The organism is Dactylosporangium sp. NBC_01737 (assembly GCF_035963215.1).
Classification (GTDB): Bacteria; Actinomycetota; Actinomycetes; order Mycobacteriales; family Micromonosporaceae; genus Dactylosporangium.
The window spans coordinates 7,303,617-7,320,833 of record NZ_CP109153.1 but is presented as its reverse complement, the minus strand read 5'-3'; the positions used below and the strand labels follow the sequence as shown (position 1 = coordinate 7,320,833).

The 17,217-nt window shown below is 74.8% G+C and carries 15 protein-coding genes and 1 pseudogene; 6 read left to right on the top strand and 10 right to left on the bottom strand.

All coding sequences use genetic code 11. The features are described from left to right. Nucleotides 1–36: 36 nt before the first annotated feature. Nucleotides 37–1,422, bottom strand: a complete 1,386-nt coding sequence (locus OHA72_RS33205; protein ID WP_326999978.1) for a serine hydrolase domain-containing protein — start codon at nt 1,420–1,422, stop codon at nt 37–39. 143 nt (nt 1,423–1,565) lie between these two features. Here OHA72_RS33205 and OHA72_RS33200 point away from each other — a divergent pair. Next, nucleotides 1,566–1,865 (top strand): annotated as a pseudogene (locus OHA72_RS33200) (DUF6010 family protein); the annotation flags it as partial. A gap of 81 nt (nt 1,866–1,946) precedes the next feature. Here OHA72_RS33200 and OHA72_RS33195 read toward each other — a convergent pair. Further along, nucleotides 1,947–2,420 (bottom strand): FHA domain-containing protein, encoded by a 474-nt coding sequence (locus OHA72_RS33195; RefSeq protein WP_326999977.1) that lies wholly within the window; start codon nt 2,418–2,420, stop codon nt 1,947–1,949. 120 nt (nt 2,421–2,540) lie between these two features. Between OHA72_RS33195 and OHA72_RS33190 the strand changes: the two genes are divergently transcribed. Further along, nucleotides 2,541–2,792, top strand: a complete 252-nt coding sequence (locus tag OHA72_RS33190; RefSeq protein ID WP_326999976.1) for a hypothetical protein — start codon at nt 2,541–2,543, stop codon at nt 2,790–2,792. Between the two features lie 52 nt (nt 2,793–2,844). Here OHA72_RS33190 and OHA72_RS33185 read toward each other — a convergent pair whose 3' ends face one another. The 6 genes from OHA72_RS33185 to OHA72_RS33160 all read right to left on the bottom strand — a co-directional run bounded on the left by OHA72_RS33185 (nt 2,845) and on the right by OHA72_RS33160 (nt 11,023). Continuing rightward, on the bottom strand, nt 2,845–4,146 hold the full coding sequence (locus OHA72_RS33185; protein WP_326999975.1) for a vWA domain-containing protein: 1,302 nt from the start codon (nt 4,144–4,146) through the stop codon (nt 2,845–2,847). Beyond that, entirely contained in the window at nt 4,143–5,000 is an 858-nt protein-coding gene (locus OHA72_RS33180) for a PP2C family protein-serine/threonine phosphatase (protein WP_326999974.1), read from the bottom strand. Before OHA72_RS33180 ends, OHA72_RS33185 begins: the two co-directional genes overlap by 4 nt. Before the next feature lie 243 nt (nt 5,001–5,243). After that, nucleotides 5,244–7,505 carry a serine/threonine-protein kinase gene (locus tag OHA72_RS33175; RefSeq protein WP_326999973.1) on the bottom strand — a complete coding sequence of 754 codons (2,262 nt, stop codon included), beginning with the start codon at nt 7,503–7,505 and terminating at the stop codon, nt 5,244–5,246. A gap of 215 nt (nt 7,506–7,720) precedes the next feature. After that, a complete protein-coding gene (locus OHA72_RS33170) occupies nt 7,721–8,728 on the bottom strand; it encodes a hypothetical protein (protein WP_326999972.1) in 1,008 nt (335 codons plus the stop codon). Nucleotides 8,729–8,735: 7 nt separating this feature from the next. Further along, nucleotides 8,736–9,734, bottom strand: coding sequence for a glutamate ABC transporter substrate-binding protein (locus OHA72_RS33165; RefSeq protein ID WP_326999971.1), 999 nt, complete (start codon nt 9,732–9,734; stop codon nt 8,736–8,738). Continuing rightward, the gene (locus tag OHA72_RS33160; protein WP_326999970.1) at nt 9,731–11,023 is read right to left on the bottom strand and encodes a GlnX family signal transduction membrane protein; all 1,293 of its coding nucleotides are present in this window, start codon (nt 11,021–11,023) and stop codon (nt 9,731–9,733) included. Before OHA72_RS33160 ends, OHA72_RS33165 begins: the two co-directional genes overlap by 4 nt. 139 nt (nt 11,024–11,162) lie before the next feature. Here OHA72_RS33160 and OHA72_RS33155 point away from each other — a divergent pair, with 139 nt between their 5' ends. The 3 genes from OHA72_RS33155 to OHA72_RS33145 are packed head-to-tail and all read left to right on the top strand — an operon-like array spanning nt 11,163 to nt 14,284. Next, nucleotides 11,163–12,839 (top strand): M4 family metallopeptidase, encoded by a 1,677-nt coding sequence (locus tag OHA72_RS33155; protein WP_326999969.1) that lies wholly within the window; start codon nt 11,163–11,165, stop codon nt 12,837–12,839. Nucleotides 12,840–12,885: 46 nt separating this feature from the next. Next, nucleotides 12,886–13,698 carry a sulfurtransferase gene (locus OHA72_RS33150; RefSeq protein ID WP_326999968.1) on the top strand — a complete coding sequence of 271 codons (813 nt, stop codon included), beginning with the start codon at nt 12,886–12,888 and terminating at the stop codon, nt 13,696–13,698. Nucleotides 13,699–13,738: 40 nt separating this feature from the next. Then, nucleotides 13,739–14,284, top strand: a complete 546-nt coding sequence (locus OHA72_RS33145; protein WP_326999967.1) for a hypothetical protein — start codon at nt 13,739–13,741, stop codon at nt 14,282–14,284. A gap of 34 nt (nt 14,285–14,318) precedes the next feature. Here the strand turns inward: OHA72_RS33145 and OHA72_RS33140 are convergent, their stop codons facing one another. Further along, the gene (locus tag OHA72_RS33140) at nt 14,319–15,707 is read right to left on the bottom strand and encodes an NAD(P)/FAD-dependent oxidoreductase (protein WP_326999966.1); all 1,389 of its coding nucleotides are present in this window, start codon (nt 15,705–15,707) and stop codon (nt 14,319–14,321) included. A 52-nt stretch (nt 15,708–15,759) separates the two neighbouring features. Between OHA72_RS33140 and OHA72_RS33135 the strand changes: the two genes are divergently transcribed. Continuing rightward, nucleotides 15,760–16,650, top strand: a complete 891-nt coding sequence (locus OHA72_RS33135) for a hypothetical protein (protein WP_326999965.1) — start codon at nt 15,760–15,762, stop codon at nt 16,648–16,650. Nucleotide 16,651: 1 nt separating this feature from the next. Here OHA72_RS33135 and OHA72_RS33130 read toward each other — a convergent pair whose 3' ends face one another. Then, on the bottom strand, nt 16,652–17,161 hold the full coding sequence (locus tag OHA72_RS33130; protein WP_326999964.1) for a cupin domain-containing protein: 510 nt from the start codon (nt 17,159–17,161) through the stop codon (nt 16,652–16,654). Between the last annotated feature and the right edge of the window lie 56 nt (nt 17,162–17,217).

The following is a 17,217-nucleotide window of genomic DNA, read 5'->3' as shown; positions in this document are numbered from 1 at the left end:
TCCGCAGCGACGCCACCTGGCACTTTTCCGGGATCGTCAGCCGCTGACCGCCTCCGCCCGCACCGGCGGGTGGGCGGTGAAGTCGAAGCCGACGGAGTCCTCCGCCGCGATGGTGACCCCGGTCGCGTCGAACTGCGCCGTGTACGTGCGGGTGCACGGCTCAGCGGTGTGGCAGACGCGCAGCTCGAAGGTGCCCGGGCCGCGCCAGGCGCCGGTCGTGGCGATCGGGTGCACCTCGCCGTCGGACGTGGCCATCGTCGAGGCGTGCCACCGCCCGGGCTCGCACGTGAACCGGTGCACGCCGTGCTCGTCGTCCAGCCGGACCAACCAGCCGTGCGGTGCCCGTACCACGGCGAAACCCTCGATCCTGGAGGGCTGGTCGATGGGCGGACGGCCACCGCGTTGCGGCGGCGCGACCGGCTCGGCGACGCGGAACTCGCGCCCGGGCAGGTCCGCGCCCGGCTCTGCGGTGTCGGTGAGCGCGGGGATCCGCAGCCCCTCCAGCCGCGGCGACGCGGACGGGGCGGGCGCGGCGTCCAGCAGGTGCGCCCAGACCGCGTCCAGGACCGCCTGCATGTCCGACGCGCCGGCGGTGACGGCCAGGACCTGGTCCTGGGCGGGCATGACCACGACGAACTGGCCGAACGCGCCGTCGCCGCGGAACGCGCCGTGCCGGCAGCGCCAGAACTGGTAGCCGTAGCCCTGCTGCCAGTCCGGCGACTCGTCCGGGTCCGGCCCGCCGTTGGGCACCTGGGCGGCGGTCGCCGCCTCGACCCACGCCGCCGGCACGAGCTGCCGTCCCTGCCACCGGCCGCCGCGCAGGTACAGCTCACCGAACCGCGCCAGGTCCGCCGTGCGCAGCCGCAGCCCCCAGCCGCCGAAGCTGATCCCGCGCGGGCAGGTGTCCCACGCGGCCGGCCCGAAGCCGAGCGGCTCGAACAGGCGCGGCCGCAGGTAGTCCAGCAGCGTCTCACCGGTCAGCCGCTGCACGATCGCCGACAGCGCATAGGTGGCGCCGCTGTTGTAGACGAACCGGGTGCCGGGCTCGTGCACGACCGGCACGCCGAGGAACCCGCGCACCCAGTCGCCGCCCGGGTCCTCCGCCATCAGCGGCGCGGCGTCGGTGTCGTGGCCGGTCGTCATCGTCAGCAGGTGCCTGACCCGCATCCCGCGCAGGTCGCGGTTGTGGCCCGGCAGCAGGTCCGCGACGAGGTCGTCGACGCTCAGCAGCCCGTCGGCGACGGCAAGCCCGACCGCGGTCGAGGTGAAGCTCTTGCTCAGCGAGTACAGCGTCTGCGGGCGCTCCGGCTCATACGGATGCCACCAGCCCTCCGCGACCGTCTCCCCGTGCCGCAGCAGCACGAAACTGTGCACGCCGAGCCTCTCGACGCCGGCCACGAACCCTTGCACAGACACGTCCACCGCCCCAGCCTACGATGACGCCGGCGCGACGGGCGACGTGACGATCTCGGCGCGGATCCTGGACGTTGGGGGCGGCTGGAACCCGCGGGAACGTGGCAGGCGGGGTGCTGTTGTGGGGGGCGGGGTGGATTTAGCGTCGCGGCATGTTCATCTTGGGGCCCGTGGTCATCGGGCTGTTGTATGCGGCGGCCAACTCGTTCGTGCCTGAGCGGCATCGGCGGGCGTTCAACGCGCTGATGATTGCTGGTGCTGGGGCGGCGTACATCAGCGGTGGGGCGTTCGGGGCGGTGGAGTTGGTGTTCACGACCGTGATGACGGTTGTCGCGTTCCGTGGGCTGACGTCGTGGCGGTGGATCGGGGTCGGCTGGTTGCTGCACACTGCGTGGGACGTGGCGCATCACGTGCGGGGTGAGCCGTTGCTGCCGTTCGCGCACGACTCGTCGTTCGGGTGTACGATCTGTGATCCGGTCATCGCGCTGTGGTGCTTTGCCGGCGGGCCGTCCGTCGGGGACGTCGTCCGGCGGCTACAGCGGCGTCGCGCGCAGGGTGATGCGGGTGAACGAGCCGACGTGGATGTGGTCGCCGTCGGCGAGCGGGACGGGCAGCTCGGGCTGGATGGGGTCGTCGGCGTCGTTGACGAACGTGCAGTTGGCGGAGCGTAGGTCGACCACGGCCCAGCCGCCGTCCGGCTGGGCGACGAGCAGCGCGTGCAGGTGCGACACGGCGACGTCCTCGGGCGGGCCGGCCAGGTCGATGTCGGGGTAGCTGCCGCGGGACCGGCTGCGGCGGCCGATGAGGACCTGCTCCCCCGTGAGCGGGAAGCGGCGCTCCGGGCAGAACCGCGGGTAGGCGATCGTGGGGTCGGGGCCGTTCCAGGCCTCGACCCGGTCGAAGTGGGCCCGGTCGGCGGAGACGACCACGTGCCAGCCCGGGGCCGTGGCGGTGCCGTTCGTCGCGGGACCGGATGCCGAGCGGCCCGCGGCGGTCACCGTGGACACGGCGAGCGTGGCTTCCTGAACGTCGGCCGGCAGCGGCGGCGCAGCCGCCGGCTCCGACGCACCCGGCGGCCGTCCGGGCGCGGCCGGGTCGGTCCGGGGGTCGGGACGTTCACCGTGGCCGTGGCAGCCTCCGACGGCACCGCCGGGACGGCGAGGGCGTCGAAGCCGTCGACCTCGCAGAACCGGCCGGTCATCGGTGTCCGGCACTCGGGGCACACGGCCGGCAGGCCCGCCGGCCGCGCCGGCGACGGGGACGACGGCCCGGCGCCGGTCCCCGGCGACGACGCCGACGACGCCGACGAGGCCTGCGGCGTCCCGTCCCGCTGCCCGGCGGGCGCGGGGGTCATGGCGGCGCCGCAGACGTCGCAGTAGTCGGTGGTCTCCGACTCGTGGCCCTTCGGGCAGACGGCCATGAGGGTCTCCTTCAGCTGGGGCGTACGCGCGTCGTCTTGCGGGACCCGATCGCCGCGATCTCGGCGTCGATGTCGACGTCCTTGTTGTCGGAGCGGCGTTTGAGCTGGACGGTCCCGGTGCGGGCGTCCTGGACCTCGACGACCCGGGCGAGCAGCTGCACGGTGTCGGACCGGCCGGCCTCGGTCGCGAGCTGGACGGCGCGGCCGAGCCGGGCGGTCGCGGTGACGGTGTCGCCGGCCTCGCGGGCGGCGAGGCCCTCCTGGATCGCGGAGGCGAGCTCGGCGGCGCCGGTGTAGTGCGCGACCCGCTTGTTGAGCCGGGTCGACTTCGCCTCCTCGTCGGTCCACACGGCGCGCACGAGGCCCTTGGCGAGGACCTCCTCGCCGCGCACGACGCTGACGCGGGCGGCCAGCTTCTCCTCGCCGACGACGCCGACGGTGTCCGCATCGAGCTCGATCGACAGGTGGTAGTCGCGGCTCTCCGCGCCCCACGCGCCGGTCGGGTAGTCGCCGACGCGGGCGCTGACGTCGGCGCGCCGGTCCGTGAGGTCGAGGATCTCCGGGTGTACCTGCTTGACGAAGCGGATCCTGGCGCCGGCCGGGGTCCAGAGCCGCAGGGCCACGCCGGCGACGGTCTTGCCCATCGCGGCCTCGATCATGGACCGGAAGTCGGCCTCGAGGCCGGCCGGGTCCTTCATGCCGTCGGCGGTGCCGAGCAGGGCGTCGGCGACCTTGATGAGCTCGGCGGCGCTCCAGCCCTGGCCGACGCCGCGGCTGTCGCAGACGAACAGGCCGACGCACTGGTCCAGGGCAGCCTGGAAGGTGCGGGCCGACTCGCCGTTGCGGCCGTCGGTGAGCAGGATCGCGTGGCGGATCTCGGCCTGGTTGGCCAGGAACAGCTCGCGGGCCAGCGTCAGCCAGGTGCCGATCTGGGTGCCGCCGCCGGCCTTCAGGTGCCGGATCGCCTGTTTCGCCGCGGCGCGGGTGGCGCTGTCGGCGACGGCGAGGGCCTGATGGTCGGGGTACACCATCTGCGCCCAGTCGGTGCCGGCGACGACCGCGAACGCGACGCCGTCGCGCAGGGTGTCGACGGCGACCGCGGCGGCCTTGCGGGCCTCGACGAGGCGTTCGCCGCTCATCGACCCGGAGCAGTCGATCATGATGACCTCCGCGGCGGACGCGCCCGACGCCACGCCGGTGCCCGAGCCCGTGCGGGCGGTGATGGTGACGACCGCGTCGGCGACGGTGGCGCCCTCCGGCAGGTACTCGTTCTGGAAGACTTCCGCTACGACACCACTGGACTCGTCGGTCATGGCCGCACGTCTCCTCTGTCTGGTCCTGTGTCTGGTTCACCGTCGATCGGGACGGCGGCGACGGTGATGTTGTCCGCGCCGCCGGCGTCGCGGGCGAAGGCGGTCAGCCGCCGGGCAAGCTCCAGTGCGCCACCATCGCCCTCGACGATGCCGGTCCATATGGGGTACCGGGTGAGCCCGTCACTGCTGAGCAGCAGCACACCGGCGGTGGAGGGGCGCAGCGTGGTGACGTGCGGGTCGCCGGCCGGTGCGTCGGCGCCGAGCCACCGGGTCAGCGCCGCCGCCTGCGCGGACAGCCGCAGCGCGTCGGCGTCGACCCCGGCCGCCGCGAGCTGCCCGGCGAGGGAGTCGTCGACGGTGAGGCAGCGGGCGCCGTCGCCGTCCAGCCAGTACGCCCGGCTGTCGCCGACCCACCCGACGGTCAGCTGCCCGTCCTCGACGACGGCGGCGAGGAACGTGCAGGCGGGCGCGTCGAACGGGGCGCCGTCGCCGGCGAGCTTCGCGACCGCGGCCGACGCGGACCGGTACGCCCCGGCCACGTCCCCGCTGCCGAGGAGCACCTCGATCGCCTCGACGACGGCGGTGGTCGCGGCGGTGTCGGAGTCCGGCGCGCTGGACACCCCGTCGCAGACGACAACGGCGCGGCGGCCACCGGCGACACCGATGGCGTACGCGTCCTCGTTGCGTCCCTTGCGCAGCCCCAGGTCCGTGACGGCGGCGACGCCGGGCAGGTCGTGCTCGGCGTGGTCGCTGCCGACGTTGCGCCGCCGCCCGCAGCCGTCGCAGTAGCCGTCGCCGCCGACCGTGCCCCGCACGCCGCGCACGGCCTGTCGGCCGCCCGCGACGACAGCCACGCACTCCCGGCGCCGCCGCTGCTGCCGGCGCCGCCGCTGCCGGCGCCGCCGATCTCCCGGCGCCCCGGCCGCTGCCGGCGATCGGCGACGACGGGGCGGCCGGCCCGGGCGGTGCGGTCGGCCCGGGCGGTGCGGACGGGTCCACCGGGGACAGGGCCGCCGCGGGAGACAGCGGGGTGCCGCAGGACTCGCAGAAGCGGTCACCGTCCACGGTGGACGCCGCGCACGACGGGCAGGCGGCCGTCACAGCCAGGTCCTCGGGCGGACGCGGTTCGCCTGGTCGACGAGGTCGATGCGGGCGTCCCGGTCCGGGGCCACCTTCGCCAGGACCCGGAACGCACGCTCCAGGCCGAGCCGCAGGTCCCGCTCCGACAGCCGGTGGGTGAGCACGGTCGCCGTGCCGGAGTGGCCCGCCCGCACCCAGGCCAGGGCGGTGCGCAGGGTCTCGACGGTGAGCCGGGCGCGGCGCTCGACGTCCAGGCCGAGACGCTCGACCCGGCCGGAGACGTCGAGCAGGTCGCCCTCCGCGAGGCTGGTCACGGGCGCGGCGAGCCGGGCCCGGACCGCGGCGACCTGCGCCGGGACGCTGTGGCTGGAACTGTCGGGGACCGCGTCGAGGATGGCGACGGCACCGGGCAGGTCGTCGCGTTCGGCGAGGATCCGGGCCACGCCGAACGCCGCGCTGACGAACGCCCGGTCGGTGCGCCAGACCGCCGCGTAGTGGCGCAGGGCGGCCTCGGTGTCGCCGGCCGCCTCGGCCGCGGCGGCGAGGGCGAGCTGCGGGGCGAGCTCGCCGGGCAGCGCGCCGTAGACGGCGTCGAAGGCGGCCCTCGCGTCGCCGGGGCGGCCGCCGGCGAGGGCGGCCATGCCGCGGTACCAGTCGACGCGCCAGTCAGGGTCGGCGACGGCGGCCAGATCGGCGAGCGCGCCGTCGAGGTCGCCGACGGCGATGCGGGCCCGGATGACGGCGAGGGCGACCTCGACCCCGTCCGAGCCGACGGAGGACAGCGCCGCCGACAGCATCTCCGGGTCAGCGGTCTGCATCGTGGCCAGGAGGGCTGCGCCGGGGTCGGAGGGGTCGACGGTCGGCACCGGCAGCGCCGCGACGACCTCCGCCCCGTCGGGCCGCGCCACCGCACCGCCGCCGTTGCGGGCAGCGCCCTCGGAAACAGCACCGCCGTCTGAAACAGCGCCGCCGTTCGGGGCCGCGGCGGTCAGCTGGAGCGGGCCGGCGGTCCGGACGGTGCCGGCCAACCGGAGAGGCTCGGCGGTGATGACGCCGGCCATGGTGCCGAAGGCGCGCCGTTCGCCGGTGAACTGGCTCGACACGCTCGGCCGGGGCTGCCCGTCGGCGGCGCTGAGCAACTGCCGGAGCACCCCGGTCAGCTGCTCGGCCATCTCGGCGGCCGAACCGAACCGGCGGGCCGGGTCGGGGTCGGTGGCCCGCAGCAGCAGCCGGTGGTAGGACTCCTCGCGGGCCAGCAGCGGCACGCTCGCCGCGTCCGGCAGGTGATCGACGAACGTGGTGGTGAACCCGCGGAAGTCGAAGCTGAGCACCGCCATCGACCGGGCGACGGTGTACAGGTCGGAGGCGACGGACGGCCCGGCCGTGGCGACCTCCGGGGCCTGGTAGCCGACGGTGCCCCACACGGCGCTGACGTCGTCGTCGGCGCGGCGCACCGCGCCCAGGTCGACGAGCTTGACCCGCTGGTCGGTGTGCAGCGCGTTGTCGGGCTTGAAGTCGCAGTACAGCAGCTCCCGCTCGTGCAGGTAGCCCAGCGCCGGCAGGATCTCCAGGGCGTAGGCGATGACCTGCGTCAGCGGCAGCGGCTGGCGGACCCCGCCGGTGACCGGGCGGGCGAGGTAGATGTCGCGCAGCGAGAGACCGCCGACGTACTCCATGACGATGTAGCCGACCCGGTCGCCGCTGCGCGGGTCGGGGTGCGACACGAAGTCGTAGATCTTCACGATCGACGGGTGGTCGACCTCGACCAGGAACCGCCGTTCGGTGATGGCGGCGGCGGTGGCGTCGGCGTCGCCGGAGTCGATGAGTCCCTTGAGGACGACCCAGCGGTCGCTGACCTCGTCGCCGACGTTGCGGTCCCGGGCGAGGTAGATCCAGCCGAGGCCGCCGTAGGCGATGGCGCCGAGGACCTCGTACCTGCCGGCAACCACGGCGCCGGGCGGCAGCGACGGGCGGAAGCTGTACTGGGTGCGGCAGTTCGTGCAGAACCCCTCGACGAGCCCGGGCCTGCCGTCGCGGGAGCGGCCGACGGGCTGGTCACACTTGCCGCAGAACCGGCGGTGCTCCGGCACCTGCGGGTCGGGCAGGACCGCGCCGGCCGGGTCGCGGCGCGGCACGACCGGCAGCGCGGCGAGCACCGCGGCGCCCTCCCCCGGCCGGTGGTGCGACCTGAGGTGCGGCCGGCGATGGACGGCGTCGAGCCCTCGGTCACCGGCGCGGGCGCGGGCGCCGCCGCGGCGCCTGCCTCCTTGTGCCCGCACTCGTCGCAGTACCCGTCCTCGTCATAGGAGCCCGGGCAGCCAGCACGCGAACAGCGACTCATGCCGCCACCTCCGCTGCGCTCGGACCACTCATGTCGCACTCCCTTCGGCGGCGCCGGACAGCGCCTGCTGGTAGGCGAAGACGGCTCTGGTCGCCGCCCGCAGGTCGCACGGCGCGGCCCACAACAGGTCGCGGGCGGCACGGTACCGCTCGATCAGGCCGGGCTCCTCGACGCGGTCGAGCCGGACCGCCTTCGCCCGGTACGCCTCCAGCCGGCCGCGCAGCTCCTCGCGCCGGTCGAGCAGACCGCCGGCCGCGGCGACCCGGTCCTCGGCGGCGGCGACGGCGGTGACCAGGTCCCGGTCGAGGACGGTGATGCGCCGGTCGAGGGCCGGCCAGCCGTCCAGGTCGAGCGCGTCGGTGTCGCGGACGACGGCGGCGACCGCGGCCTGCCACCGGTCGTGGACGTCGGCCACGTCGGGCAGCCCGGGTCGGCGATCTTCGCCACGGCCGTGGCGCGGGTCTGGCGGGCCCGCTGCTCCGCGGCGGCGAGGGCGTCCAGGAGCGCGTCGAGGCGGGTGAGGCGGCCGGGCAGCGCGACCCGCAGCGCGGCCAGCTCCGACAGGCGGCGGACCGTGCGGGCGAGCTCGTCGCGCAGCGCCGACCACGCGGCCTCGTCGACGGTCAACGGGTCGTGCAGGGCTTCGCCGTACACCTGCTGCAGCCGCTGCTGGAGGGGTCCGGTGGTCGCGGCGTGGTCGGCGCCGAGGCGGTGATGCGCGGCGACGGCCGCCTCCAGGGCGGTGTCCAGCTCGATGACCCGCTCGGTGAGCGCCGTGCGGGCCGCCCCGATGCGGTCGAGGGCGTCGACGGCCTCGGCGCACTGCCGCTCCAGGTCGGCGAGGAACGCGGCGGGCGGCAGGTCCGGCAGGCCGTCGAGCGGGTCGACCGGCACGAAGGCCGCCAGGATGCGGGCGGCGTCGGCGTCGCGGTGCCGGCCGCCCAGGTCGCGCAGCCGGTCCAGGACGGCGCGGACCGCGACGAACCCGGACCACAGCCGGCCGACATCGACGCCGGACCACAGCCGGGCCGTCGCACCGCGCGGCTCGCCGCCACGCAGCAGCGCGTGGGTCTGGTGGCTGTCCACGGTGTACAGCGCCGCCGCCAGCCGGTCGTGCACGGCGGCCAGTTCGGCGATCACCCGGTCGGTGTCGGTCCGCATGCCCCGGCTAGTCCCGGTACTTCGCGGGCGGCGGCGCGGGCACCGGCCCGTATTTGGCGAACCACTGGCCGTAGATACGGGTCCAGGTGCCGTTGGCCCGGATCCGGTCGAGGACCCCGTTGACGAACCGGACCAGTTCCGGCGTGTCGAGGGGCATCGCGACGCCGGACGGCTCGTCGCTGACCGAGGCCCCGACGACCTCGGTGTTGGGATCCTGCGCGGCCAGGCCGAGCAGCAGCACGTCCACCGTGGACACCGCGTCGACCTGCCCCTGCTGCAGCAGCACCAGGCAGTCCAGGGTGCTGTCGGTGGAGACCGCGATCGGCTTCGACGGCTGCTTCATGATCGTGACGATGCTGGTGCTGCCCCGGGTCGCGCACACCTTGCGCCCGGCGAGGTCGGCGAAGTCCTTGATGCCGGAGTTGCGGTTGACCAGCAGCCGCTGCGCGGAGGTCAGGTACTCGGTGGAGAACGCGACCTGCTGCATCCGCTCGCAGGTCGCGGTCATGGTGCGGATCACCATGTCGACCTCGCGCCGCTGCAGGACCGGGATCCGGTCGGCGGTGGTGATCGCGCGCCACTGGATGGCGTCGGGGTTGCCCAGCAGCGCCCTGGCGATCTCCCGGGCCAGGTCGATCTCGAAGCCGACGACCTGCCCGGTGATCGGGTCGCGGTAGCTGGTGAGGTACGCGTTCTGGTCGATGCCGACGATCAGCCGCCCCCGCTCGACGATCTTCGCCATGGCACTGCCGGCCGGCATCTTCCCGGGCTGGGGCAGCGACGCCGGCGGGCGGAGGCTGGCGCGCGGGTCGCACGCCGGCGGTGACGTGGCCGGCGGGCTCGGCATCTCCGCGGGGTCCTGCACGTTGAGGGGGCGGGGCACGGCGGCGGCGGCCGAGCTGTCCACCGCCGGGGTCGCCGGGTCCTGCCCGCAGGCGGCGAGCAGGGACAGCACGGACAGCACGGACAGCAAGGACAGCGTGGCGACGATCCTTGTCATTCTCATCGGTACTCCGCGATCCGCTGGTTCAGGCCGAACGCGGCGGCCGCCGCGACGGCGAGGGCGAGCAGCGCGACGGCGACGTCGGCGCCGCCGAGGGCGTCTCCGGCGCTGGTCGCCTCCCGGTCGAAGCGCCGGCCGCCGCCGGCGATGCCCTCGGCGAGGGCCGCGTCGAGCCGCCCGGCCACGCCTGCCGCGCTGGCGTCACCGACGGTGGCGAGCTTCACCGCCTCCGCGTGCTGGCTGCCGTCGTCGAGCTTGCGGACCTCCTGGTGGATGCTCAGCCAGTCCGCGGCGTGCTTCTGGGCGCTCTGCACGGCCGCGCGGGCCGTGTCGTCCGGTGCCTCGTCGTGGGCCCGCTGCAGCAGGCCGCCCTTGCCGTCCTTGCCGGCGAGCCGCTCCATCATGACGGTGAAGTCCTGCTCGAACGCCTTGCCGTCGCCGCGGGCGATGAGCGTCAGCCCCTCGTCGGCGCGGGCCTGCAGGGCCGTGATCCGCGCCTCGGCGAGCAGCCCGACCTGCTCGGAGCCGCCGTCGCGGCCGGTGCTGATGTGCCCGGCCGCGCCGCTGGCCGCCGCCGCCAGCCAGCCGAACGCGACGAGCGCGGCGACCGTGGCCAGGACCATGCCGCGGTTGAGGCGCCGGTTCGTCAGGCGCGTCAGGTACCGCTGGGTCAGCAGCAGCGCACCGAGCAGCAGCAGGCCGACCAGGGTCACCGTCCACGGCCACCGGGCGACGGCCCGCTGCGCGTCGGACAGGCTGGCCGCCTCGGCCCGGAACAGCTCCTGCGCGGCGGGCAGGATCGTCTGGCGCATCAGCGCCGACGCCTCCCGCAGGTAGGCGCCGCCGAGCGGGATGCCCTGCCGGTTGTAGGTGCGGGCCGACTCGACCAGGCCGGTGTAGACGGGGATCTGCCGGACGAGGACACCGAGCGCCGCCGCGCTGCGGCCCTCCGCGCTGTGCAGCGCGACCGTCAACGCCGAGGACGCCCTGGCGATGTCGTCCAGGTATCGCTTGCGCAGCTCCGGCGCCTCGACCCCGTTGCCGAGGAACCCGGTGGCCGCGGTCGCGTCGGCGTCGGACAGCGACCGGTAGATGTCCTGCGCCTGCAGGCTGAGCGGTCCGCTGCGGTCGGTCACGTCGCGGACCAGCCCGACGCTGGCGCGCATCGTGAGGACCCCGGCCAGGCCGAACGCGAGGCCGAGGACGACCACGACGGCCGTGAGCGTGGTGAGGCGGCCCGGGCTGGTGGCGGCCCGGCGGATGAGTCGACGCCACGCGGTTGCCAAGAACATCTCCCCGTCTCGATGATGTCCATGAACATATCCGGCGCCGTCAACCATCCGACAACCCCCGGCGGTGCGAACTCCCGGCTTCGTGCCAAAGACCGGCGTGTGACTGAACCGACAGCCGGAATCCTGCGTTCTGTATCCCATGTCACTTCGCCACTTACTCGGGGTCGTCGCGGCGGCCGCAGCCGTCGCGGTGACGGGCTGCACGCCTTCGCCGCAGTCAACCCCGTCCGCGACGGCCTCCGCCGAGGAACCCCAGGAGGTCTCCGCAGCCTCCGACGAGCCCACCACCGACCCGTCCGCGGCCGAGGCCGCCGACCCCGCCGCGGCGCCCGCCCGGCGCGCCCTGGACACCCACGCCGGCGACGTGCGCGCCACGCCCGAGGACCGCTTCGCCTTCTACGGCAGCCGGGTCGACGACGCCGGCGGCGACGCCCACGTCCGCTACACCCGCACGTACCGCGGGCTGCGCGTCTACGGCGGCGACATCGTCGTGCACACCGGCGCGGGCGGCGCGTACAAGGGCGCCTCCAACAGCCTGGCCAAGCCGCTGCAGGTCGACGTGCTGCCGAAGGTCTCCGCGACCGACGCCACGGCCACGGCGAAGACCCACTTCACCGGCAAGGTCGCCGGCACCGGCGTGCCCCGCCTGCTGATCGACGCGTCCACCGGCGTCGGCCGGCTGGCCTGGGAGAACCTGGTCGAGGGCGTCGCCGAGGACGGGCAGACCCCGTCGCGGCTGCACGTGCTCATCGACGCGCACACCGGCGCGCTCATCGGCTCGTGGGACGAGGTCGAGACGGTCGCAGGCACCGGCAACAGCCTGTACAGCGGCAAGGTCGCCGTCGACACCCAGAAGTTCGGCACCACCTTCCGGCTGACGGACACCACGCACGGCCGCGGCACCGTCTGCGACATGCAGCACCGGGAGTCCGGCGGCTGCAAGGTGTTCGCCGACGCCGACAACACGTGGGGCGACGGCAAGACCGGCGACCCGGCGACCGCGGCCGCCGACGCCGCCTACGGCGCGGCGGTCACGTTCGACTACTTCAAGAACGTCCACGGCCGCAAGGGCGTCAACAACAACGGCCGCGGGGTGCCGTCGCGGGTGCACTTCGGCGAGGCGTACGAGAACGCGTTCTGGGACCGCGGCCAGATGACCTACGGCGACGGCCGCGACAACGCCCACCCGCTGGTGCAGCTCGACATCGCCGGGCACGAGATGAGCCACGGCATCACCGAGAAGAGCGTCTCCGGCGGCCTCACCTACGACGGCGAGTCCGGCGGCCTCAACGAGGCGACCAGCGACATCTTCGGCACGATGGTCGAGTTCTCCGCGAACAACGCCGCCGACCCCGGCGACTACGTGCTCGGCGAGAAGATCGACATCAACGGCAACGGCACGCCGCTGCGGTACATGTACAACCCGGCCCTGGACGGCGACTCGCACGGCTGCTGGTCCACCGGTACCGCCGGCGTCGACGTGCACTACTCCTCCGGCGTGGGCAACCACTTCTACTTCAACCTCGCCGAGGGCACGGGCAAGACGGCGTACGGCACGTCGCCGGTCTGCGGCTCCGCGGGCGGCGTCACAGGCATCGGCCGGGCCAAGGCGGAGAAGATCTGGTACCGGGCGCTGGACGTGTACTTCACCTCCAACACCACCTACGTGAACGCGGAGAACCCGGGCAACACCGCCCGCGCGTACACCCTGCAGGCCGCCGCCGACCTCTACGGCAGCTGCGGCGCGGAGTACAAGGCGGTCCAGAAGGCGTGGACGGCGGTCAACGTGGCCGGCGCCGACGCCGCCTGCGCATAGGATCGGCGCCATCGGGTACAGACGGTCGAACGCTGGAGGGCGAAGGATGCATCCACTCGTGCGGGTCGAGGACGTCGGGGACGGCGTGAGGCTGCTCGACGCGCGATGGACACCGCAGCCGCCCCCGGCGCTCGACCGGTACCGGGCCGCGCACCTGCCCGGCGCCGGGTTCGTCGACCTGGACACCGACCTGGCCGCGCCGCCCGGCGCCGGTGGCCGGCACCCGCTGCCGACGGCCGCGGCGTTCCAGGCCGCGATGCGCCGCCTCGGCGTCGGCGACGCCACCCCCGTGGTCGTGTACGACGACCGCGACGCCTCCGTCGCCGGCCGGCTGTGGTGGATGCTGCGGCACTGGGGGCACCGCGACGTGCGGGTCCTCGACGGCGGCATCGCCGCCTGGATCCGCGCCGGGCGTCCCACCGAGTCCGGCGACCCGGTGCCGGTGCCGCCCGGTGACTTCACCGCCGGCGAGCCCCGCGACGACCTGCTGACGGCCGCGGACGTGCCGGGCTTCGTCGAGCGCGGGGTCCTGCTCGACGCCCGGCTCGGGCCCCGTTTCCGCGGTGAGGTCGAGCCCCTCGACCCGGTCGCCGGCCACATCCCGGGCGCGGTATCGGCGCCGACGTTCGACAACAGCGACGCCGACGGGCTGTTCCTGCCGCCGGAGCGGCTCCGCGAGCGGTTCACCGCCCTGGGGGTCACCGGCGACCGGCCGGTCGCCGCGTACTGCGGCTCCGGGGTGACCGCCGCCCACGAGATCATCGCCCTCGAGCTGGCTGGGTTCTCCCCGCGGCTGTACGCGGGATCCTGGAGCGACTGGATCACCGACCCGGACCGCCCGGTCGCGACCGGCCCCTGACGGGACACCGCGGCACGCGGATCGGGTGGACAATGCGTCCATGCAGGACGAGCTCCAGCTGAGCACCGGCGAGCGGGTGCTGTGGACGGGTGAGCCGCAGCGCGTTCCATTGTTCGAGCGCACCGACTGGGCGATCGTGCCGCTGTCGCTGGTGTGGTTCGCCTTCGTCCTGGTCTGGGAGGGCGCCGCCGTGCTCGGCGGCGGGCCGGTGTTCATGCAGATCTGGGGTGGCCTGTTCGTCGCCTTCGGCCTGTATTTCACCGTCGGCCGGCTGTTCGTGCGGCAGTTGCAGCGGCGCTCGACCACGTACACCGTGACGGACCGCCGCATCGTGGCGCAGCGGCGCCGGCCGTGGCGCCGCCGCACCGAGGTCTACCTGCGGATGCTGCAGCCGCCGGTGGTGCGCGAGGACGCCACCGGCGACACGGGCAGCATCGCGTTCGGCGAGTTCCCCGGTGTCATGGACGCGCTGCGCGACGTGGGGGTCCAGCGCTCGTGGCGGCGCGGCGAGCAGCGGCCGATGGTGCTGCACGGCATCGCCCGGCCGCGGCACGTCCGCGAGGTGATCGCCCAGGCGCAGCGCTGAGGCACGGCGCCAGGCCGGGAGTGCTCAGGAGTGCTCAGGAGTCGAAGCCGAGGCCGAGCCGGTCCAGGGTGCGCAGCCACGCGTTGCGGCGGCCCTCGTGGCGGTCCGCGCGGGCGATCGACCACCGGGTCAGCTGGATGACGCCGGAGCGCACCGGCTCCGGCGGGAACGGCACCGGCCTGGAGCGCACCATCCGCAGCCGGGTCAGCGGCGTCGGCTCGCCGCCCAGCAGGTCCAGCATCACCTGCGCGCCGAAACGGGTCGCGCCGACGCCGAGGCCGGTGAAGCCCGCCGCATAGGCGAGCCGCCCGCCGTGGCCGGTCCCGAAGAACGCGCAGAACCGGGAGCAGGTGTCGACGACCCCGCCCCAGGCGTGGGTGAACCGCAGCCCGTCCAGCTGCGGGAACGTGGCGAAGAAGTGCGCCGCCAGCTTGTCCGATGTGGACGGTCGCTGGTCGTACGCGGGGCGGATCGCGCCGCCGTTGTAGTAGACCGCGTCGTAGCCGCCCCACAGGATGCGGTCGTCGTCGGTGAGCCGGTAGTAGTGGAACTGGTTCGCGGCGTCGCCGATGCCCTGCCGCCGCGCCCAGCCGATGGACGCCCGCTGCTGCTGCGTCAGAGGTTCGGTCATGAGCGCGTAGTCGTAGACTGGGACGATGAACGGCCGGACCCGCCGCAGCGGCGACCGGAACGCCCCCGTGCCGAGCGCCACCTTCGCCGCCGTCACCGTGCCGTCGGGGGTCCGCAGCCGCAGCCCGCCGCCGGCCTTCTCGATGCCGGTGACCCGGGTACCCTCGTGGAAACGCACGCCCAGCGACGCGCACGCATCGGCGAGTCCCCACGCGAGGCGCGCCGGGTCGAGCATCGCGGTGCCGTCGCGGTCCCACACACCGGCCTCGTAGGTGGCGGCGCGCACCTCCGCCCGGATCGCGTCCCGGTCGAGGAACTCGACCCGCCGCCCCAGCCGCTCCGAGGTGGCCAGGCCCTCGCGGAGCCCCTCGACCTGCCACGGCGCGGTCGCCACGGACAGCTCCCCGGTCCGCTCGAACCCACAGTCGATCTTGTAGCGCCGCAGCGTCTCCTCGATCCCGTCGAGGTTCTCCCGGCCCAGCCGCTCCAGGGTCCCGATCTCGTCCGGGAACCGCTCGACGCCGTTGGCGAGCCCATGGGTGAGGCTGCCGGCGCAGAAGCCGCCGTTGCGCCCGGTGGCCGCCCAGCCGATCCGCCGGCCCTCCAGGACCACGACGTCGAGCCCGGGGTCGCGCTCCTTCGCCAGCAGCGCCGTCCACAGCCCGCTGAACCCGCCGCCGACCACCGCCAGGTCCGCGCTCGCCGCGCCGCGCAGCGGCGGGTGCGGGTCGGGGCGGTCCCGGTCCAGCCAGAACGGCGTGCTCTCGGCGTCGCGCAGCGCGGGATGACCCATTGCCGCACTCTACGGTCACGCGGCGGGCCGCGGGCGTCGATACACTTTGCGGGTGGCCGCGGACGACCTGCTGTTCGTCGTGCTCGACGGTGCCGGCGGCTGTCTCGTCGCCCTCGACGAGCCGGCCCTGGCCGGGCCCGTGTCCCGCGCCGGCCGCGACGGCGTCATCCACCTCGTCCCCTCGGGCCGGCCGCGGCTGCGCCCCGACCCGCCCGGCAGCACGGGGCTGCGGCTGCTGACCGGCGCCGGGACCGTCGCCGTCGCGGGGGCGACCGTGGCGCTGTCCGCGCTGCTCACCCCGATCGTCGGTGCCCCGCTGGGCGCGGCCGGCCTGGCGTTGTGCGGCGCCGGCCACCGCACCGGCCGCTCGGCGCTCGACCGCCGCTGGGCCGACCGGCACCGCACCCTGCACCGCCCCGCCGAGGCCGAGGTGTTCGCCGGGGCGTTCAGCGCCGCGCAGACGGTCCTGATGCTGTGGCCCCGCCTGCGCGACCTGGTGCAGGTCGCCACGCCGCGCCGGGAGCTGGCCGGTTCGCTGTGGACCCTCGCCGGCCTGCTGCACGATCGCGCCACCCTCGACGAGCAGCTCGCCTCGCTGTCGCGGGCCATGACCCGGCTGCCGGCCGGCCGCCCGGCAGCGGCGCCGCTGCAGGAAGGGCTGGCGCAGCGCCGGGCGCTGATCCGCGACTCGCTGGCCGGCCTCGCCGCCGCCGTGGACGCCCGCGTGGCGGCCCTGGAGACCCTGGCCGGGGAGTGCGTCGACCTGGTCCGCGACGAGCGGGCCGTGCGCGTCGCGGTCGAGGCCATCCAGCGGGCGGACCGTTCGCTGGGCCTGGTCGTCCCGGCCGCCGTCACGGCGCCGGACGAGACCGGCGAGCTGGCGGCGCAGACCCGGTCGATCGTCGCGGCGTACCGGGAGCTGACCGGCCTCACCCGGTCCTGAGCTACGCCCGCGGGCCGCTGCGCAGCGGGGTCAGCTGGTGGATGTCGTGCCGCACGCGCAGCTCGGCGATGGCCGCCTGGTCCGGCGGCCCGCCGCCGCCGAGCAGGTCGGTCAGCTCGCGCAGGTACTCCTCATGCCCCGACGGCGACACCAGGAACAGCATCCGCGCCGTCTCGGTGCCCGGGTTGTAGAACGCGTGCGGGCAGCCGGCCGGCACGTACATGAAGCTGCCGGGGCCGCCGCGGTGGACGGTCGCACCGGACGCCGACCGCCAGGTGCGCCAGTCGCCGCCGGCGGTGCCGTCCGGCTCGAAGGCGAGCAGGTCGAGCTCGCCGTCGAGCACGTAGAACACCTCCTCGACCGCGTCGTGGAAGTGCGCGCCGACGTCGAAGCCGGGCGCGACCCGCGCCTCGAAGGTGGAGAACGCCGTCGAGTGCCCGGCGCCCACCTTCATCGTCATGTTCTGGATCCGTTGACCGCCCCCGGGCGGTAGCAGAATGCCGTCGGTCATGGCCGCCACGCTAGCCAGATCCACCCGGATGATCCTGGTACCGATGCTGCCAGGAC